Raw genomic sequence first — 18,983 nt, 5'->3', positions numbered from 1 at the left:
CTTTTTAGTGACGAGCTGCGGCCTGCTCGTCACGGGCTTTCTGCACTTCCCGGCGCTTATTAGCGATGGATGCGATGACCACGCCAACGGCCACGATAGCAATCAGAATTGTACAGGCTGCGTTGATTTCCGGCGTCACACCAAGACGAACCTGCGAATAGATACGCATCGGCAGTGTTGTCGCGCCAGGCCCGGATGTGAAGCTCGAAATCACCAGATCATCGAGCGAAAGCGTGAATGCCAGCATCCAGCCCGAAACCACGGCGGGGAGAATAACGGGCAGCGTCACCTTGAAGAACGTTGTGACCGGTGTGGCACCAAGATCCATGGCCGCTTCTTCAAGCGAGCGATCAAACGAGACAAGGCGGGACTGGACCACCACGGCGACAAAGCACATGGTGAAGGTGATATGGGCGAGCGTGACAGTCCAGATACCCCTGTCAAAGCCGATGGCAACAAACAGCAGCAGCAGGGAAAGACCGGTAATCACCTCCGGCATAACCAGCGGTGCATAGATCATGGCCGAAAACAGCATCCGCCCACGGAAGCGCGTGTAGCGTGTCAACGCCAGAGCACCGAGGGTTCCCAGAACTGTAGCGCAGGTCGCCGAGATCAATCCGACGCGGATGGTGACCCATGCCGCATCAATGAAGCTCTTGTTGTTGAACAGGGAGACGTACCATTTGGTCGAGAATCCGGCCCAGACAGTGACCAGACGCGACTCGTTGAAAGAGAACACAACCAGCAGGACAATCGGCAGATAGAGAAACGCAAAACCGATAACCAGCGAGACGATATTAAAGCGGGACCAGGTCGTGTTCATATCACTTCTCACTTTCCTGGGCTTTGGCTTCCGACCGCTGGAACAGCACGATGGGCACGACCAGCAGAGCAAGAAGGACTACGGCAACAGCAGACGAAAGCGGCCAGTCACGGTTGGCTGAGAACTCGTTCCACAGAGTTTTACCGATCATCAGCGTCTCGGAACCGCCGAGCAGATCGGGGATAACGAACTCGCCGACGGCCGGAATGAAGACAAGGAAACATCCCGCAACAACGCCCGGCAGTGAAAGAGGAAAAGTGATTTTCCAGAAAGCGGTGATGGGCGGACAGCCAAGATCTTCCGCCGCTTCAACCAGCGAATAGTCCATCTTTTCCAGAGTCGAATAGATCGGGAGTACCAGGAATGGCAGATAGGAATAGACAATGCCGATCAAAACAGCAGTGTTGGTGTTGAGAATATTCAGCGGCGTATGAATGACATTGGCCCAGATCAGAAACTGATTGAGCAGGCCTTCCGGTTTCAAAATGCCAATCCAAGCATAGACCCGGATTAGAAAGCTCGTCCAGAACGGCAGGATCACCAGCATCAGCAGTGTTGAGCGCACTGTTGCCGGTGCACGTGCCATGCCATAGGCGATGGGATAACCGACAAGCAATGTCAGGAACGTGGAAATTCCGGCAATGATCACACTCGAAAGATAAGCCTTGTAGTAGAGCGGATCGCTGGCAAGGAAGGTATAATTGTCCCAGTTGAACTGCGACACGCTGTTGATCAGCCCCTGCCAGCCCGCCGCGATGTCAATCGTCGGCGTATAGGGTGGTATCGCCATCGTCACTTGCGACAGCGAAATTTTAAAGACAATGATGAACGGAATGAAGAAGAATATCAGCATCCACAGGTAGGGAACGCTGATAACCAGCCGGCTGGTGATGGAGGCGATCAGTTTTTGCATGACATCGCCCTCCTCACGCGGTCAAAAGGATACCGGCATCGGTATCGAAATTCACCCAGACCATATCGTCGTAACCAAGCGGGTCTTCGACTGTGCGCACCGCATTCAGGCTGGCTGCCTTGATAATACGACCACTTTCGAGCCGGACATGGAAAACGGTCATGTCGCCAAAATAGGCGATATCGTACAACTCGCCATGCGCTGAATTGATCGCGGAGTTTGCCGGTTCCTTGCGGCTTACGCGAATTTTTTCCGGCCGGATAGCAAACCCAACTTCTTGACCAGAGGAACAATCGCGCGTGGCATCCGTGCGGATGGTGATCTTGTCAGCAGCGATATCAATATCGACCTTGCCGTCCACCACGGTCGAGACCGGCCCCTCGAACATGTTCACGTTGCCGATAAAATCAGCAACGAACTTGGAATTTGGCGCTTCATAGACTTCCGCAGGAGTTGCGACCTGCATGACCTTGCCCTTGTCCATGACAGCAATACGGTCCGCCATGGTCATGGCCTCTTCCTGATCGTGCGTTACCACCACGAATGTCAGGCCGAGCTTCATCTGTAGATCCATCAACTCGAACTGCGTCTCTTCGCGCAGCTTCTTGTCGAGTGCACCCAGCGGCTCGTCGAGAAGCAGAACCTTTGGCCGTTTGGCGACACATCGCGCCAGCGCCACGCGCTGACGTTGACCACCGGACAGCTGATGCGGCTTGCGTTTGGCAAACTGCTCCAGCTTCACGAGTTTAAGCATCTCGGCAACACGTGCCGCAATCTCGTTCGCAGGCATGCCGTCCTGTTTAAGACCAAAGGCAATATTGCCTTCAACCGTCATGTGCGGAAACAAGGCGTAGGACTGGAACATCATGTTGACCGGGCGCTTGTAGGGCGGGATGCCGCGCATATCCTGACCATCCAGCAGGATACGGCCTGACGTCGGCTCCTCAAACCCTGCCAGCATGCGCAGCAGCGTGGACTTGCCGCACCCGGACGCACCAAGCAGGGCAAAAAACTCACGGTTATAGATCGTCAGGGACAAATCATCGACGGCGGTAAAATTACCAAACTTCTTGGTAACGTTCTCGATGGAAATATAGGGTTTTGCTTCAGGATCGTTCCAAGGTGCGAACTTACGGCGAAAACTGCCCAATGATTTCATGATTTGCCCCGGTATTTTTGCTCTAGACGTTAAAAACCCCGGCATTGGCTGCCGGGGTTTTCTCGAGATTTACTGGCCTGTTACCACTTTGGTCCAGAGCCGCGTTACCGTTCGCTGCGTTTTTGTATCGTATGGCGTCACGGTGAAGAGCTTGGCCAACATGGCTTCATCCGGGTAGACAGCCGGATTTTCCAGAATTGCCTTGTCAATGAACTGCTGCGAAGCCTTGTTGCCATTGGCATAGGACACAAAGTTCGAAGCCTTGGCGGCGACTTCCGGACGCATGATGTAGTTGATGAATTCATGCGCTTCTGCCACGTGCGGTGCATCGGCAGGAATGGCCATCACGTCAAACCACATCTGCGCGCCCTGCGACGGGATGGCATAATCGACCTTCACGCCGGCATTGGCCTTTTCTGCACGATCCTTGGCTTGCAGAATGTCGCCGGAATAACCAAGCGCCAGACAGATATCACCGCTTGCAAGTGCATTGATGTATTCAGATGAATGGAACTTGCGGATGGAAGGACGAACCGCCGTGAGCAGGTCCGCACCTTTGGCGAGTTCATCGGGGTTCTTGCTGTCCGGATTAAGACCGAGATAGGCCAGCGTGGAAGGCAAGACGTCCGATGCGGAATCCAGAACGTGGATACCGCAATCCTTGAACTTGGCTGCCATTTCAGGCTTGAACAGGATGTCCCAGCTCGGACGTTCATCCGTGCCGAGAATTTCCTTCATCTTGTCGACATTGTAGCCAAGACCCGTGGTTCCCCACATATAGTCAACGGCATACTGGTTGCCCGGATCGTACTTCTCAATGCGCTGATTGATTACATCCCACATGTTCGACAGATTCGGCAGCTTCGACTTGTCGAGTTTCTGGAAGACACCTGCAGCAATCTGGCGCTGGAGGAACGATGCCGTCGGGACTACGACGTCGTAACCTGTACCGCCCGCAAGCAGCTTGGTTTCAAGGATTTCATTGGAGTCAAAGGTGTCATAGACCACTTTGATGCCAGTTTCCTTGGTAAAATCCGCCAGAATACTGTCATCGATATAATCGGACCAGTTATAGACGTTGACAACGCGCTCCTGCGCGCCCGCCGCCGTTGCTAGTCCAAGCGCGAACGTAGCCGTTAAAAGGATGGATTTGATACCCATAAAATGCCTCCATGCTGCTGGCACCTGATCTTTCAGCCGTGCCACGGGTTCCCGTTTCCCCTACCTTTTTAGATTGCGATCACTTCGTCAACTGGCTTGGCGCAACTCCTTTGACGAAAGTTGGCAATCAACGAAATTTTGACTGCCGCATTTTGGCGCATGAAGTTCAAGGACGCTGCTTTAACGCGGTTGTCTTGCGCTGACGCACATATTCCCAGCCAAGGTGGAAAAGCAGCGCGCAGAGAATAATGGCGCCGCCAATGATTGTTCGCTCTGACGGCACTTCATTGTGCAGCAGCCAGACCCATACGGGCCCCAACACTGGCTCCAAAGTCCCGATCAGTGCGGCCAGGGCCGATGGGATCAAGCGGGCACCGCTGACGAACAGTGCAAGACCCAAACCAAGGTTGATCGCGCCCAGTGCAAAGAGAAACGCGAAATCATGGGTGCCGACGGAAAATGAACCGGCCATCAGGGATGCGGCGCAAGCGGCAATGACCACGCCGAGAAATACCGCCGGTGTCATGCGTAAATGCGCTTTGCGCCGCGTAATCACCGTTGCGGAAGCAAACGATATGGCAATCAGCAGTGCGAGAAGATCACCAATGGGCGAAACCTCGCCATCAAGCGAATCTGACACCATGATGGCAACACCTGCAATAACCACAACAATCGCAAACCAGGTGGCCAAACTTACCTTCTCCCGAAACAGCACCCATGAAATCAGCGCCGCGAGCAATGGCACACCCGCCTGCAAGAGCAGCACATTCGCAACAGTCGTATAAGACAAGGCGAGAATGAAGCAGGATGAGGCGATGGCAAAAAAGACAGCAACACCGACCCCTGCCAGACCCATATGCCTGAAAAGCTGCAAGGTCCCGCGCGGCCCATCACGGATCAGCATGAAGCACAGCAGAAACAAGGCAGCAAAAACCGAACGCCAGAACACGACGGTCCAGTTGTCGGTGGTTTCCAGAAACCGTGTCAGTGCGCCGCCGGTGCTCCACGCGATGGCCGAACCAGCAACGAGAAGGCAACCCACGGCGCCCTCGGTTGAACTTGGGGCTGGTGTGGGCCCGGCAACGGGCGGCATTGGAATGGCGGAAGCGCTCATGACGATACAATGCCAAGATTTGAAGTAATTTTGAGGTTGGGAAACGACCGGAGATTGTCGCTTTTTTTGCACACTTGGTACGAGCAATTCCAGTGCAATTTTATTGGAAATCAAAAGCACTCAGACCAGAGACCATTTCATCCAGACCGAGCGGCCGGGTCACGGGTGGTTCAGCACGGGACAGACATGCAGAACGCTCGCACAGCCGACAGGCGGGACCCACCGGCGTTGCGCCAAATCCCTTGCCAGCCAGCGCCGCCCCATAGACGGTTTCATCGGCAAAACCGATATCACAGCCGAGCAGAATTGCCGTGCGCCGAGGGCGCTCATTGAAGCCGCCCTGCGGCCCCTCCAGTGTGCGGGCAATGGTCATGAATTCTGCGCCACCGGGCATTTCGACTGATTCAACGAGAATTTGCCCCGGTTGCGCAAAGGCGGCATGGACTGGGAGTTTCGGGCATTCACCGCCAAAGCGTGATTGCGGATAGCCCTGAGCTCCCGCCCGGCGGAAGCGATTGCCAGCGTGGTCTACCTCGAGCATAAAGAATGGAATTCCTGCAGCGCCTTGTCTTTGCAACGTTGTCAGCCGGTTTGCCGCCTGCTCGAACGACACGTTAAAGCGCGAACGAAGCACATCCACATCGTACCGTGCGCGCAGCGCAGCGGTCTGGAACGCCTGATACGGCATCATCAATGCCTGAGCCGCATAGCGCGCCAATTCAAAACGGGCGATACGGCGCGCTTCATCACTGGCGAGCTTCAATTCCTGAATCTCCGCTGCAATCACCACCTGCATGCGAATGAGAACAGCTTCAATCGCCAATTCGCGCAACTGGTCAAACGGCGACAGCCGCTCGGAAATGAACAACCGCTGCGAATGGCGATCATAGCGACGCCGCCAGTTCGGCATGGTTGCAACCGGCAGGATACGCACTGTAATTCCATGTTCGCTCTTGAGCCACGCTCTCAAAGCCCCTGCAAGATCGTCGCCCGGTTTGATCAGGTGAAGAAAACTATCCACTTCCCCTTCAATCCGGGCGAAATGGTTGGCCTTGCGTTCCAACACGTCCCGAACTTCATTGAACGGCAGGCGCGTGGTGGACAGTGACGGCGTATGCCCTTCCTTGGCCAGAAGGCCAGAAAGATCAGACAGACGCTCCAGTGACTCGCGATAGGCGCGATAGAGTTTGATGACGCCAGCCGCCGCATTGGGTGCGGCGTCTCCGATTTCGATCAGTTCCTGATCACCGGGCAGCTCACCGTTCAACAGCGGATCGGAAAATACTTCCTTCAACGCGGCCATCGATGAACCCGTCTCGACCTGTAGTGTATCGAGTTCGATCTTGTAGGTGGACGAGAGTTTCAGCAGCAACTGCACAGTCAATGGCCGCTGATTACGCTCGATGAGGTTGAGATAGGACGGCGAGATGCCAAGCGCTTCAGCCATGGCTGTTTGTGTCAGCCCCTGCTCATTACGGATGCGCCTGATGCGCGGACCCGCAAAGATCTTTCCTTCAGCCATCAAAGCCTCGTATGTCAGCATTATTGACAAAATTTATAGTTTTTACCGCAGCAATGACTATTACAATATTTACAAATTTACAAATCAAAACTGTCAAAGTCACGACAGCATAACTCGATAAATCTCCCATATATCGAGATATTTATTGGATTTACTGCGGCGCAATGTAAATTCAGTCACAGAACGTAGCCATCAAAACTCCCATTGAACTGTCTGCGATCCCATGAAATCGAGCTTGGAGAAAGAAAATGACTGATTTTTACAACCTTGTACCAAATGCGCCCGGAGGTCGTTTTGATGGTATTGAACGTCCCTATACGCCTGATGATGTCAAAAGACTGCGCGGTTCAGTTCAGATCAAATATACTCTTGCGGAAAATGGCGCCAACCGCCTGTGGCAGCTCATCCACGAAGACGATTTCGTCAACGCCCTTGGCGCGCTCTCGGGCAATCAGGCGATGCAGATGGTGCGTGCGGGCCTTAAGGCGATTTATCTCTCCGGCTGGCAGGTTGCAGCTGACGCCAACACCGCTTCATCCATGTACCCAGACCAGTCCCTGTACCCTGCAAACGCTGCTCCGGAACTTGCCAAGCGCATAAACAAGACGTTGCAGCGCGCTGACCAGATCGAAACAGCGGAAGGCAAAGGCCTGTCGGTTGACACCTGGTTTGCACCGATCGTTGCCGATGCGGAAGCAGGCTTTGGCGGCCCGCTCAACGCTTTCGAGATCATGAAGGCCTTTATCGAGGCTGGTGCTGCCGGCGTGCATTATGAAGACCAGCTGGCATCGGAAAAGAAATGCGGCCATCTCGGCGGCAAGGTTCTGATCCCGACCGCAGCACATATCCGTAATCTGAACGCTGCACGGCTTGCCGCTGACGTGATGGGAACGCCGACACTGGTCATCGCCCGTACGGACGCAGAAGCGGCCAAGCTTTTGACCTCGGACATTGACGAGCGTGATCGTCCTTTCGTCGATTACGATGCAGGCCGGACCACGGAAGGTTTCTATCAGGTCAAGAACGGTCTGGAATCCTGTATCGCCCGCGCCATTGCCTACGCACCGCATGCGGACATGATCTGGTGCGAAACATCGAAGCCCGATCTGGAACAGGCCAAGCGGTTTGCCGAAGGCGTGCGCAAGGCACATCCGAACAAGCTGCTGGCCTACAACTGCTCGCCTTCGTTCAACTGGAAGAAGCATCTGGACGAAGCAACGATTGCCAAGTTCCAGCGCGAGCTGGGTGCGATGGGCTACAAGTTCCAGTTCATCACGCTGGCCGGTTTCCATCAGCTCAACTTCGGCATGTTCGAACTGGCACGCGGCTACAAGGAACGGCAGATGTCGGCCTATTCGGAACTGCAGGAAGCGGAATTTGCAGCCGAAGTGAACGGCTACACCGCTACCAAGCATCAACGCGAGGTTGGCACCGGATATTTCGATGCGGTTTCGCTGGCCATCACCGGTGGTCAGTCCTCGACAACGGCGATGGGAGAATCCACCGAGACGGCACAGTTCCGTCCGGCAGCCGAATAAGACATCCAAGATGGACAGGCGGCGAGGCCCTTACATGCCGCCGGTCCAAATGGGGACAATCATGGTGACTGTCCCGGGCGATCAAACCGATTGCCCACTGCAACGCCAGCAACAAGGAGCATGATCATGGCACCGCAGACACGCGTGAAGGAACGGGCCGAGGAGCAATCATCGGCCATGAATGCAGACCAGCAGGCTGTCATTCGCATGGTCGCGAATGATCTGCATCGCCTCAACCAATCCGTCATGAAGGCAGTGGATGCCGGTGTGTCCGTGGAGCTGGTCCGCTCTGCCCGCCATCATGGCGGTGACGGCAACTGGGGCGATCTTTTGATCCCGGTCGTTGTAACCAGACAATAGCTCACCGTGGCCTTCTCTGGTTTCGGTCTGGGACCAGCACGGCGCGCCGAACCGTCCGCAAGCAATTGCGGACGGTTTTGGTTTTTGGTCGAAACAGCTCCCCTCACAATTTTCTTTTGCCCGCCCTCCCATAGTGACCGGTTTTGCTCTATCATCCTCAAACTGCAATAAATTCTGGTGATTGATGCCTTCCGAAACTCCTGAGAAGAAAACCGCACGGACTGCAACGCGGCGGCGCACGCCCGCCTATGTCAAAGCCACGCGCGGCGTAAAAAACTGGCGTGAAGCTTCCGAGTGGCTGGCCTGGCGGGATATTGAAGACATCGAATGCATCACCCCCGATCAGGCTGGTGTCGCGCGCGGCAAGATGATGCCGTCGAAGAAATTCACCTCCAATACGTCGCTGGCATTGCCTTCCGCCGTGTTCATGGCGACAATTTCCGGCGACTATCCGGAAGACGGTCACGGCTTTTCCTATCCGGAAGATGACGGCGATCTGAAGCTGATGCCTGATCTGTCCACACTCTCGGTGGTACCGTGGGAGACAGACCCGACCGCGCAGGTCATCTGCGATCTCGTCAACAAGGACGGAGAAGCCGTCGAGTTCACGCCGCGCAATGTGCTGAAGCGTGTCGTCGCTGCCTATAACAAGAAGGGCCTGAAGCCCGTTGTAGCGCCGGAAATCGAATTCTATCTGGTCAAGAAAAACCCGGACCCTGATTATCCGCTCACACCGCCAGTTGGCCGGTCCGGCCGCGCCATTGGCGGTGGTCAGGGTTATTCCATCGCTGGCGTCAACGAATTCGACGAACTGATCGATGATATCTATCATTTCTCCGAGAGTCAGGGTCTTGAGATCGATACACTGATCCATGAAGAAGGCGCGGCGCAGCTTGAAATCAACTTGCGTCATGGCGATCCTGTCGAACTTGCCGATCAGGTTTTCCTGTTCAAGCGCACCATTCGCGAGGCGGCGCTGAAGCACGATATGTATGCGACGTTCATGGCCAAGCCCATTCAGGGACAGCCCGGATCGGCCATGCATATTCACCAGTCAATCGTTGACAAGAAGACCGGCCGGAATGTGTTTTCCAACCCGGATGGTACGGAGAGCGAGGCGTTCCGCCACTTCATCGGCGGCATGCAAAAGCATGTTCCGGCCTCGCTGGTCATGTTCGCGCCTTATGTGAACTCCTATCGCCGGTTGACACCTGCTGCGTCGGCGCCGGTCAACGTCAAATGGGGTTATGATAACCGCACGACAGCCTTCCGTGTCCCACGTTCCGATCCCGCTGCCCGGCGCGTGGAAAACCGCATCCCCTCATCCGATGCCAACCCCTATTTGGCCTTGGCCGCGTCACTTGCTTGCGGTCTGCTTGGCATGAACAACAAGATCGAGCCGGACGCTCCGGCATCGACCACGGTCAACGACAATCTGATCGAACTGCCGCGCGGATTGATCGAGGCAACATTGTTGTTCGAACAGGACAAGGACCTGACGGCCATGCTGGGGCAATCCTTCGCGATCACCTATGCAGCGATCAAACGGGCCGAGTTCGAGACTTTCATGGAAGTGATTAGTCCTTGGGAGCGTGAATTCCTGCTGTTGAACGTCTGATTTGAGTGAGGTTGCTTTGGTTGCAAGAGCACTGTGCGTGGTTCGACAAGCTCACCATGAGGGAGATGGGTTGGCCGCAAAGCCAATCGCTGAGATTTCACAATCAGACTCTTTGCAATCCTCAATCTCCCTCATGGTGAGCTTGTCGAACCACGCGCACCGGTCGCGCAGCAAACCAGCAAACAAGATTGCATCATAATATGCCCTACCAATCCCCTATCTCCCCCGGCATCTCGTGGTATGAATCAACCATCGCCGATCGTGCTGAATATCCGGCATTGGACGGCTCGCGAACGGCGGATGTGGTTATTGTCGGCGGTGGCTTTACCGGCTTGTCGGCGGCGGTTCATCTGGCTTCTGCAGGCGTCGATGTCGTGCTGCTGGAAGCCTACCGCTTTGGCGATGGTGCGTCCGGCCGCAATGGTGGCCAGCTTGGCACAGGCCAGCGGGCGTGGGCTGAAGAACTTGAAGGCCAGTATGGATTCACCCGCGCCAAGGCTTTGTTCGACCTTGCGGAAGAGGCCAAAGCGCAACTGCTCGAATTTGCCGATACACACAAGATTGATATCGAATTTGTGCCGGGACAGATGTCCGTCGTGCACAAGCCGCGCTACCTCAAGGATTATCAAGCCCATGCGGAGCTGATGACCACCCGGTTTGGCTACCCGCACATTCATTATATGGACGCCGGAGAAACAGCGGAACGGCTTGGCTCGACGCGCTATCTTGGTGGCCTTTACGACAGCGGCACAGGTCATATTCAGCCGATGAAATTGGTTGTCGGCACGGCCAAGGCTGCGGCGAAAGCTGGCGCACACCTTTTCGAGAACACCCCGGCCACCGGGATAACCTCTCAAAATGGCCGTGTCACCGTCACCACGGCAAAAGGCAGCGTCACAGCTGCGAAATGTCTCATCGCTGTGAACGCCTATGGCGGCAATCTTGAACCGGTCAGCGCATCACATGTCATGCCGATCCGCTCTTTCATCGGCGCGACTGTGCCGCTTGGCAATGACAGTCCGGTATTACCCGGCGGCGAAAGTGTCGACGACTCGCGCTTTGTCGTGCGCTATTTCCGCCGTTCGAAAGACGGACGGCTGCTGTTTGGTGGACGCGAAGCTTATACGGCCGACAACCCGCTTGATATCAGCACGCATATTCGCAGGCAGATCGCGGAGATTTATCCAGCCCTTGCCGATGTGGAGATCACGCAGGCCTGGGGCGGCTCAGTTGGCATCACCATGCCACGGCAACCTTTCGTGCGTGAAGTCATGCCCAATGTAATTTCGGCAGGGGGTTATTCCGGCCACGGCGTGATGCTGTCCAACTATGTGGGCAAGCTCTATGCCGAGACGGTGGCGGGCAATCGCGACCGGTTGAAACTGCTGGAAGATCTGAAGATTCCGGCGTTTCCCGGCGGGCGCACATTCCGGGCACCGTTGCTGTTCCTCGCACTCAGCTGGTATGCCTTGATGGACCGCATCTAACTGCTGGTGTACACTGGACGCGCCGTTCTCCGCGTTGAGAGCCCCATGTATCCCGTAAGGGCGCCACACGGTCCAGCTTCAATGATTCAAATAGCTTCCTGGGCTATAAAGCACTTGAACTCGGCTGGCGTTCATCAACTGTTTGGGTGAAAACCAAAAGTATCTCTTGCTGTCTGAATTGCCATCTATGGCAAAATGCAACTTGCGAAAAATAGCAAGCCAGACAAGTTTAGAACAATAGAACCCAGCGTCGTCATTCAAATCGAGATTAAAGAATTCATAGGGGCGGCCGACATACTTTTTCGCTTCAGCCGGTATTTCTGAACGCTGCTCCTTCGACAAATCCGTGACGCGGCCATGCCAGACCTCTTCGCCAGGACGTGACGAAAGCCAATCTTCATAGGAATGCCTAATCACCCCTTGGCCCGAAATGGCCTCAATCACAAATGGCTTACCATCCAGAATTTCGATGATAGCCACATGGCCAACGTAGACGATTGATCCAGATCCCAAGGATTCCTTATTCAGCGCTTGAGACCCGTGATATCGTTTTGCAAAGGCTTCAAAATCCAGTCGATTTAACTGATCTTCTTCCAACGCCGTAAAATCTGGATCGGCATGTGCCTGCTTCAAATAGGCGGTTTTCTCGAACTCAAACTTCTGCTTGTCGTAAAAGTCAGTCGGAACCTGCTGCATGTGAGGCGCGTAGCCTGCAGAATAGGGAACGATAACGCCCGGCTTCTTAGGCCAAATAAGATCGCCTGACTCAAATGTTGAGGGATCAGGGCGCGATACCAAGCTATATCTTTCTAACAATCACGCTGCCCACGGAATATCCCGCGCCAAAGGAGCAGATAACGCCCAGACTTCCCGGCGCCAGATCGCTGGAATATTTGGAGAAGGCGATGATCGAGCCCGCTGAGGACGTATTGGCATAATCCCGCAGGATGTTCGGCTGCTCGCCCGCTTCCGGCTCACGGCCCAGCACTTTCGAGCCAATCAGATCGTTCATCCCCTTGTTGGCTTGATGCAGCCACAGCCGGGACAGATGCGCCGGGGCAATGTTTTCATCGGCTAGGTGGGTCAGGATCAAATCGGACACGATCGGTACGACCTGCTTGAAAACCTTGCGGCCCTCCTGACGAAACAGCATGTCGCGGCGGTCCGTCATGTGCCCTTCGCGGGTACGGCGCAAAAAGCCGTTATTGTTGCGGATATTGTTGGAAAACTGGGTGAGGCAGCGGGTCGAGATAATTTCGAAACGATCCGGCGCTGTTGCCAGATCATCGCGCTCCAGAAGCACCGCCGTGCAAACATCACCGAAGATGAAATGACAGTCACGATCGCGCCACTCGAGATGTGCTGAACAAATCTCAGGATTGATCATCAGAATGGCGCGCGCCGAACCCGAGCGGATCATATCAGCGGCGGCCTGAATACCAAATGTTGCGGACGAGCACGCGACATTCATGTCAAAACCAAAGCCCTGTATTCCCAATGCTTCCTGCACTTCAATAGCGATGGCCGGATAAGCCCGTTCATGATTGGACGCTGCGCAGATCACCGCGTCCACGTCAGCAGCAGTCCGCCCGGCTTTAGCCAAAGCGTCCGTCGCAGCTTTGGCCGCCATCTCGGCCATGACAGATGGCTCGTCATCGCTGCGTTCGGGCAAAACCGGATGCATGATATCAGGATCGAGAATGCCCGACTTGTTGAGCACATAGCGCCGCTCAATACCTGAAGCACGGAAAATGAAATCTTCGGCGGACATGGTTAGCGGTGCACGCGTACCGGCCGCAATTTCATCGGCATGGATTTCGTTCTGCCGCGTGGCATAGGTATTGAATGCCTCGACCAATTCAGCGTTGCTGATGGAGAGTTCCGGGGTGAACACACCGGTACCGCTGATGACGACCTTATGCATGGCGTTTCCATAGTTTTTATCTGCCTCAGCGTTAGACGCTCAAGGAGGCGCGCGCAAGTAATCTCATATTGTCATCAAGAGTTCATGCGCCAGTCTTAGCCTTCTCCAGCGTTTGAATTAAATACTGGGGATTTTGTCATGACGGTAAGCAATGCAACTGACGCTGGTCTGTTGAAAGACGACCACCCGCTCGACAAGCCGAGCAATCTGGGCAATTGGCCAAATTATGCGGTGGTTGCCATCCTCATCGGCGGCCTTGCCTATGTTGGTTATTCACTCACGCAGGATTTGACCAGCTCGGTCGCTGTTCCGTGGATTCTCCTTGGCCTGGCGCTCGTTACGGCGCTTGGATTCGAATTCGTCAACGGCTTTCATGACACGGCAAACGCTGTAGCGACGGTGATTTACACCAATTCTCTGCCTGCAGAGATTGCGGTTATCTGGTCCGGGGTGTTCAATTTTCTCGGCGTCATGACCGCCAGCGGCGCTGTCGCTTTCGGTATCATTTCCCTGCTGCCGGTTGAACTGATCATGCAGGTCGGCTCGAGTGCCGGTCTCGCCATGGTGTTCTCGCTGCTGACGGCAGCCATTCTTTGGAACCTCGGCACCTGGTATCTCGGCCTGCCCTCTTCGAGTTCGCATACGCTGATCGGCTCGATTGTTGGTGTTGGCCTTGCCAACCAGTTCCTTGCTCCAGGCGGCACGGCTACGAGCGGCGTCGATTGGTCCAAGGCGACTGAAGTTGGCATGTCCCTGCTGATCTCGCCGCTCGTCGGTTTCGGTATGGCCGCTCTTTTGTTGCTGGTCATGAAGGTTTTGATCAAGAACAAGGCGCTTTATGAAGCACCGAAGGGCAGCACACCGCCCCCACTTTGGATCCGAGGCCTTCTGATTTTCACCTGCACCGGTGTCAGCTTTGCCCACGGCTCGAATGACGGGCAAAAAGGCATGGGTCTGATCATGCTTATCCTGATCGGTGTTGTGCCCACATCCTTTGCCCTCAACCGCACACCCGATGTCAATTATCTGGAAGCCTATAAGTCTGCCGCTACAGCTGCGGCCACCACATTGCGCACATACGAAAAGCCCGGCGTGACCGTGACGGATGCCAATGCCGTTGTCAGCAATGCCGTTCGCAGCAAGGCCTGGAGCGATGAAACCACTGTTGCATTGCGCCAGTTCATTGACCAGACGAATGCCAGTGTCTCACCTTACGGTTCCGCATCGACTGTACCGGTCGGCATGGTCAGCAATACGCGCAACAATATGTATCTGACCGGTGAAGCGCTCAAGCTGATCGACAAGAACAAGCTGCTGCCCATGCAGCCTGCAGATCTGGCAACCATCAAAACCTACCATCAGGCCATCGACAACGCGACGAAGTTCATCCCGACCTGGGTGAAGGTTGCCGTTGCTCTGGCATTGGGTCTTGGAACGATGGTTGGCTGGCGGCGCATTGTTGTCACTGTCGGTGAAAAGATCGGCAAGACCCACCTCACCTATGGCCAAGGTGCTTCGGCCGAACTCGTCGCGATGGGAACGATCTTCACCGCTGATACACTTGGCCTGCCGGTCAGTACCACGCATATCCTGTCTTCAGGTGTCGCCGGTTCGATGGTGGCGAATGGTTCCGGTCTGCAGATGTCCACCGTTCGTAACCTGCTGATGGCCTGGGTGCTGACACTGCCGGTGTCGATTGCCCTGTCCTTCACACTGTTCGTGATCCTGCGCCAGTTGATCTAGCAGCCGTACAATATGAAAAGGGCCGGCAATGCCGGCCATTTTCATTTGATCAAAAGCAATCAGGCTTTTGGTGCATCTGCACCTTCAGTTACATCTGCCCATGCATCGAAATCCCGCTGCAGTTCGGTGATCTTGTTGCGGGCACCAGCCAGTGCGGCTTTGCCAAGCAACAGACGCAGCGGTGGTTTTTCCGCTTCAACAGCTTGAACGATCGCTTTCACGGCCCGCACCGGGTCACCCGGCTGATTACCGCTGGAATCGCGGATCTGCTGTGCACGCTGATCCGACGTTTCGCGATAATCTTCGATGGTTTTGGGTGCTTCATTGGCAGAGCGGCCCGCCCAATCGGTGCGGAAGCCGCTTGGTTCGACGATCAGAACCTTAATGCCGAGGTGGGCGGCTTCTTTCGACAGGGCTTCCGAAAGCGCTTCGACGCTGAACTTGGTAGCGTTGTAAAAGCTCACGGCCGAATTGGCTACAAGACCGCCGATGGACGAGATGTTGACGACCGTACCTGAACGTTGTTTGCGCATGATCGGCAAGGTCGCCCGGGTCATGTTGACGAGGCCCCAGACATTGATCTCGAACATTTTGCGTACTTCATCCATATCGCTTTCTTCAATCGACCCGAAGTAACCGATACCGGCATTATTGACGAGGACGTCGATCCGGCCAAAGCGAGCCTCGGCGGCTTTGACGGCACTTGCGATCTCGTCGGGCTTGGTCACGTCAAGCTTGAGAACGAGAGCATTGTCTTCATGGCCCTTGGCCAGATCTTCGATTTGCGCTGTATTGCGCGCCGTGATGACGGTGGGATAACCGAGTTCAAGCGTATGACGCGCAAGTTCGCGGCCAAAACCGGTTGAACAGCCCGTGATGAACCAGACAGGTTTCGTTGTCATGATGATGTCCTTGAAAGATGAGTTGGCCCGCCAACCGGGATTCGATCAGCCAGACACAACCATTGGGGGAAATTGGACGGCACATTGGATGTAGGCCGATAGGGGCTTGTTTCAAGACAAAATCGTGTGATTTACATTTTGTCTGCAAGACGATTGTGCGTGGTTCGACAAGCTCACCATGAGGGAGAGTGGTGCTGTAAAGCTAACCGGAAATATTGCAAAATATAGCTCCCCGCAATCCTCACTCTCCCTCATGGTGAGCTTGTCGAACCACGCACCAGAGGAATGCAGCGTTCTAAATACAGCGCCCGCCATCCACTTCCAGCGCCACGCCCGTGATGAACCCGGCTTCATCGGACGCCAGCCACAATGCAGCATTGGCAATGTCGAGCGGCGTTGAAAGACGGCCCAGCGGAATCGACGCTTTGAACTGCGCGCGCTTTTCCGGGGTATCCTCGCCCATGAAAAGGCTGAGCATGCCGGTTTCACCCGCCACAGGGCACAGGCAATTGACCCGGATGTTCTTCGGCGCCAACTCGACCGCCATGGATTTGGTCGCCGTGATTGCCCAGCCCTTCGATGCATTGTACCAGGTGAGGCCCGGACGCGGGCGTAGTCCCGCTGTCGAGGCCGTCGTGATGATAGAGCCGCCGCCCTGCATTTCCATAATCGGGATAACCGCCAGCGCGGCGTAATAGATCGCCTTCATATTTACGGCAGTGATCAAATCGAATGTATTCTCGTCAACGTCCAACATCGAACCATTGCGGTGCGTAAATCCGGCATTGTTGATCATGATATCAACCCGGCCGAACGTATCCATCGCTGCGGCAACCATGGCATCCACGTCATGCTTGCGCGACACATCCACTTCTATCGCAATCGCCTTTTCACCGATGGCTGCAGCGACTGTCTCTGCACCTTTGTGATTGAGATCAGCCACGACAACATTCGCCCCCTCTTCGGCAAAACGCTTGGCCATCCCCTCGCCGAAACCAGATGCTGCGCCGGTGATGATCGCTGTCTTGCCTGCCAAACGGGTCATGTCTTTTCCTCATGCTTGCTGATTTTTGATTGGTAGATCTTGGAGAATGGCCGCAATCAATCGTGACGAAAGATAATCGTCTTGGTTGCGGACATATCGTAGAGCGCTTCAAAACCTTTTTCGCGTCCGTGCCCGGATTTCTTGAAACCGCCAAAGGGCAATTCCACACCGCCGCCAGCACCATAGGCATTGACGAAGACCTGACCGGCACGCACGCGCTTGGCCATACGGTGCTGGCGCGCACCATCGCGGGTCCAGATACCCGCCACAAGGCCATAATCAGTTCCATTGGCGAGCCGGATCGCATCGGCTTCATCGTCAAAGGCGAAGAGCGACAGGACCGGGCCAAACACCTCTTCCTGTGCCAGCACCGCCGCTGGGTCGACCGCTCCGAAAAGCACCGGCGCAACGTAGTAACCATCCACCGACGCATCCACGTGGATGGAGCCGCGGGCAACAACTTCAATGCCTGTTTCTGCCGCAGAGGTGATGAAATTCTCAACCTTGTGCTTTTGGGCCGGATTGACCATCGGGCCGAGGTCAAGGTCCATGTCGTGCGGCCCCGCGACCAGTTTGCTGAAGCGCTCACCGAGCGCTGCCGCAACATCATTGTAAATGGTACGCTCAATCAGGATGCGGCTGCCAGCCGAACAGGTCTGACCGCCGTTCTGGATGATCGCATTGACCAGAACCGGGAGGGCTTTCTCCACATCGGCATCGGCGAACAGGATTTGCGGCGACTTGCCGCCAAGCTCCATGGTGACACCGCGATTGTTGGTGGCAGCGGCCTGTTGGATGGCTGTGCCGGTTACTGTTGAGCCCGTGAACGTGACATAATCAATATCGGGATGCGCCGAGAGCGCCGCGCCGGCTTCGCGGCCATAGCCGGTAATGACATTCAGAACTCCGTCGGGAAAGCCTGCTTCAATAGCAAGTTCGCCGATACGAATGGTTGAAAGCGAGGCGTCTTCTGCGGGCTTGATCACCAGGGTGTTGCCCATGGCCAGCGCTGCACCGACCACACGCGCCATGATCTGCATTGGATAGTTCCACGGAATAATGCCAGCGACCACGCCGTGCGGCTCGCGCAGCGTCAGCGCGGTGAACCCTTCGAGAAATGGAATCGTATCGCCATGAATCTTGTCACCCGCGCCGCCATAGAACTCGTAATAACGCATGGTTGCCGCGACATCTGCCTTGCCCTGACGAACAGGTTTGCCCGTATCGCGTGATTCCAGCGCCGCAAGCTCATCGCCATGTTCTTCAACGAGTTGGCCAAGCCTTGTCAGCAGACGGCCACGTTCGAATGCCGGCATACGGCTCCAGGGCCCGTGCTCAAAGGCCTCGCGTGCGGCCTTCACTGCACGATCCACATCGTCAGTATTGCCCGCCGGAATGGTGGCGAACGGCAGACCATCGGACGGACACAAAACAGTGATCGTTTCCTGCGACAGTGCCGGAACGCGTCGGCCATTGACAATATTCAGGAAATTCTTGTCCTGGGCGACGATTCGGGAGAGATTCTGATCCATGATTGCTTCCTGCTTTGTGGCAATCGTATTGGAATTAGACCGTCTTGGGAATGCATTTTGACGCAGAAGCTTGATCAGGACTGGTCTTTTTAAATCGATTAGATTATATAATCCGACATCTGCGAACGCGTAATTTTGGCAT

The 18,983-nt window shown here is 55.3% G+C and carries 16 protein-coding genes; 5 read left to right on the top strand and 11 right to left on the bottom strand.

Annotated elements, in window-relative coordinates; genetic code table 11:
• Positions 1 to 4: 4 nt before the first annotated feature.
• The 6 genes from HB779_RS08525 to HB779_RS08500 all read right to left on the bottom strand — a co-directional run bounded on the left by HB779_RS08525 (position 5) and on the right by HB779_RS08500 (position 6,692).
• Positions 5 to 823: an ABC transporter permease gene (locus HB779_RS08525; RefSeq protein ID WP_188345294.1), complete on the bottom strand. Its 819-nt coding sequence runs from the start codon at positions 821 to 823 to the stop codon at positions 5 to 7.
• Position 824: 1 nt separating this feature from the next.
• Positions 825 to 1,736, bottom strand: coding sequence for an ABC transporter permease subunit (locus tag HB779_RS08520; protein WP_188345293.1), 912 nt, complete (start codon positions 1,734 to 1,736; stop codon positions 825 to 827).
• Positions 1,737 to 1,749: 13 nt separating this feature from the next.
• On the bottom strand, positions 1,750 to 2,895 hold the full coding sequence (locus tag HB779_RS08515; RefSeq protein WP_188345292.1) for an ABC transporter ATP-binding protein: 1,146 nt from the start codon (positions 2,893 to 2,895) through the stop codon (positions 1,750 to 1,752).
• A gap of 69 nt (positions 2,896 to 2,964) precedes the next feature.
• Positions 2,965 to 4,056 (bottom strand): polyamine ABC transporter substrate-binding protein, encoded by a 1,092-nt coding sequence (locus tag HB779_RS08510; RefSeq protein WP_188345291.1) that lies wholly within the window; start codon positions 4,054 to 4,056, stop codon positions 2,965 to 2,967.
• 166 nt (positions 4,057 to 4,222) lie between these two features.
• Positions 4,223 to 5,170: a DMT family transporter gene (locus HB779_RS08505; protein WP_371823900.1), complete on the bottom strand. Its 948-nt coding sequence runs from the start codon at positions 5,168 to 5,170 to the stop codon at positions 4,223 to 4,225.
• Positions 5,171 to 5,270: 100 nt separating this feature from the next.
• Positions 5,271 to 6,692 (bottom strand): short-chain fatty acyl-CoA regulator family protein, encoded by a 1,422-nt coding sequence (locus HB779_RS08500; RefSeq protein ID WP_188345290.1) that lies wholly within the window; start codon positions 6,690 to 6,692, stop codon positions 5,271 to 5,273.
• Between the two features lie 248 nt (positions 6,693 to 6,940).
• Here HB779_RS08500 and aceA point away from each other — a divergent pair, with 248 nt between their 5' ends.
• The 4 genes from aceA to HB779_RS08480 all read left to right on the top strand — a co-directional run bounded on the left by aceA (position 6,941) and on the right by HB779_RS08480 (position 11,695).
• Positions 6,941 to 8,230: an isocitrate lyase gene (aceA, locus tag HB779_RS08495; RefSeq protein WP_188345289.1), complete on the top strand. Its 1,290-nt coding sequence runs from the start codon at positions 6,941 to 6,943 to the stop codon at positions 8,228 to 8,230.
• 126 nt (positions 8,231 to 8,356) lie between these two features.
• A complete protein-coding gene (locus tag HB779_RS08490) occupies positions 8,357 to 8,590 on the top strand; it encodes a hypothetical protein (protein WP_027230260.1) in 234 nt (77 codons plus the stop codon).
• Positions 8,591 to 8,774: 184 nt separating this feature from the next.
• The gene (locus HB779_RS08485) at positions 8,775 to 10,208 is read left to right on the top strand and encodes a glutamine synthetase family protein (protein ID WP_188345288.1); all 1,434 of its coding nucleotides are present in this window, start codon (positions 8,775 to 8,777) and stop codon (positions 10,206 to 10,208) included.
• Between the two features lie 200 nt (positions 10,209 to 10,408).
• Positions 10,409 to 11,695 carry an FAD-binding oxidoreductase gene (locus tag HB779_RS08480; protein ID WP_188345287.1) on the top strand — a complete coding sequence of 429 codons (1,287 nt, stop codon included), beginning with the start codon at positions 10,409 to 10,411 and terminating at the stop codon, positions 11,693 to 11,695.
• A 78-nt stretch (positions 11,696 to 11,773) separates the two neighbouring features.
• Here the strand turns inward: HB779_RS08480 and HB779_RS08475 are convergent, their stop codons facing one another.
• Entirely contained in the window at positions 11,774 to 12,493 is a 720-nt protein-coding gene (locus HB779_RS08475) for a YiiX/YebB-like N1pC/P60 family cysteine hydrolase (RefSeq protein ID WP_188345286.1), read from the bottom strand.
• A gap of 1 nt (position 12,494) precedes the next feature.
• The gene (locus HB779_RS08470) at positions 12,495 to 13,619 is read right to left on the bottom strand and encodes a beta-ketoacyl-ACP synthase III (protein WP_188345285.1); all 1,125 of its coding nucleotides are present in this window, start codon (positions 13,617 to 13,619) and stop codon (positions 12,495 to 12,497) included.
• 138 nt (positions 13,620 to 13,757) lie between these two features.
• Here HB779_RS08470 and HB779_RS08465 point away from each other — a divergent pair, with 138 nt between their 5' ends.
• Positions 13,758 to 15,362: an inorganic phosphate transporter gene (locus HB779_RS08465; protein WP_188345284.1), complete on the top strand. Its 1,605-nt coding sequence runs from the start codon at positions 13,758 to 13,760 to the stop codon at positions 15,360 to 15,362.
• A gap of 59 nt (positions 15,363 to 15,421) precedes the next feature.
• Here the strand turns inward: HB779_RS08465 and HB779_RS08460 are convergent, their stop codons facing one another.
• From HB779_RS08460 to HB779_RS08450, 3 genes are all read right to left on the bottom strand, one after another.
• A complete protein-coding gene (locus tag HB779_RS08460; RefSeq protein WP_188345283.1) occupies positions 15,422 to 16,264 on the bottom strand; it encodes an oxidoreductase in 843 nt (280 codons plus the stop codon).
• Between the two features lie 295 nt (positions 16,265 to 16,559).
• Positions 16,560 to 17,309, bottom strand: coding sequence for an SDR family oxidoreductase (locus HB779_RS08455; protein ID WP_188345282.1), 750 nt, complete (start codon positions 17,307 to 17,309; stop codon positions 16,560 to 16,562).
• 56 nt (positions 17,310 to 17,365) lie between these two features.
• Entirely contained in the window at positions 17,366 to 18,841 is a 1,476-nt protein-coding gene (locus tag HB779_RS08450) for an aldehyde dehydrogenase family protein (RefSeq protein ID WP_188345281.1), read from the bottom strand.
• Positions 18,842 to 18,983: the final 142 nt, after the last annotated feature.

This window comes from Phyllobacterium sp. 628 (assembly GCF_014189505.1).
GTDB lineage: Bacteria > Pseudomonadota > Alphaproteobacteria > Rhizobiales > Rhizobiaceae > Phyllobacterium.
Note: the sequence above shows the minus strand (reverse complement) of the source record. Positions and strands in the feature narration are given on the sequence as shown.

Coding starts and splice junctions, on each gene's coding strand:
- HB779_RS08525 (WP_188345294.1), bottom strand. CDS start 823: ATGAACACGACCTGGTCCCGCTTTAATATCGTCTCGCTGGTTATCGGT.
- HB779_RS08520 (WP_188345293.1), bottom strand. CDS start 1,736: ATGCAAAAACTGATCGCCTCCATCACCAGCCGGCTGGTTATCAGCGTT.
- HB779_RS08515 (WP_188345292.1), bottom strand. CDS start 2,895: ATGAAATCATTGGGCAGTTTTCGCCGTAAGTTCGCACCTTGGAACGAT.
- HB779_RS08510 (WP_188345291.1), bottom strand. CDS start 4,056: ATGGGTATCAAATCCATCCTTTTAACGGCTACGTTCGCGCTTGGACTA.
- HB779_RS08505 (WP_371823900.1), bottom strand. CDS start 5,170: ATGAGCGCTTCCGCCATTCCAATGCCGCCCGTTGCCGGGCCCACACCA.
- HB779_RS08500 (WP_188345290.1), bottom strand. CDS start 6,692: ATGGCTGAAGGAAAGATCTTTGCGGGTCCGCGCATCAGGCGCATCCGT.
- aceA (WP_188345289.1), top strand. CDS start 6,941: ATGACTGATTTTTACAACCTTGTACCAAATGCGCCCGGAGGTCGTTTT.
- HB779_RS08490 (WP_027230260.1), top strand. CDS start 8,357: ATGGCACCGCAGACACGCGTGAAGGAACGGGCCGAGGAGCAATCATCG.
- HB779_RS08485 (WP_188345288.1), top strand. CDS start 8,775: ATGCCTTCCGAAACTCCTGAGAAGAAAACCGCACGGACTGCAACGCGG.
- HB779_RS08480 (WP_188345287.1), top strand. CDS start 10,409: ATGCCCTACCAATCCCCTATCTCCCCCGGCATCTCGTGGTATGAATCA.
- HB779_RS08470 (WP_188345285.1), bottom strand. CDS start 13,619: ATGCATAAGGTCGTCATCAGCGGTACCGGTGTGTTCACCCCGGAACTC.
- HB779_RS08465 (WP_188345284.1), top strand. CDS start 13,758: ATGACGGTAAGCAATGCAACTGACGCTGGTCTGTTGAAAGACGACCAC.
- HB779_RS08460 (WP_188345283.1), bottom strand. CDS start 16,264: ATGACAACGAAACCTGTCTGGTTCATCACGGGCTGTTCAACCGGTTTT.
- HB779_RS08455 (WP_188345282.1), bottom strand. CDS start 17,309: ATGACCCGTTTGGCAGGCAAGACAGCGATCATCACCGGCGCAGCATCT.
- HB779_RS08450 (WP_188345281.1), bottom strand. CDS start 18,841: ATGGATCAGAATCTCTCCCGAATCGTCGCCCAGGACAAGAATTTCCTG.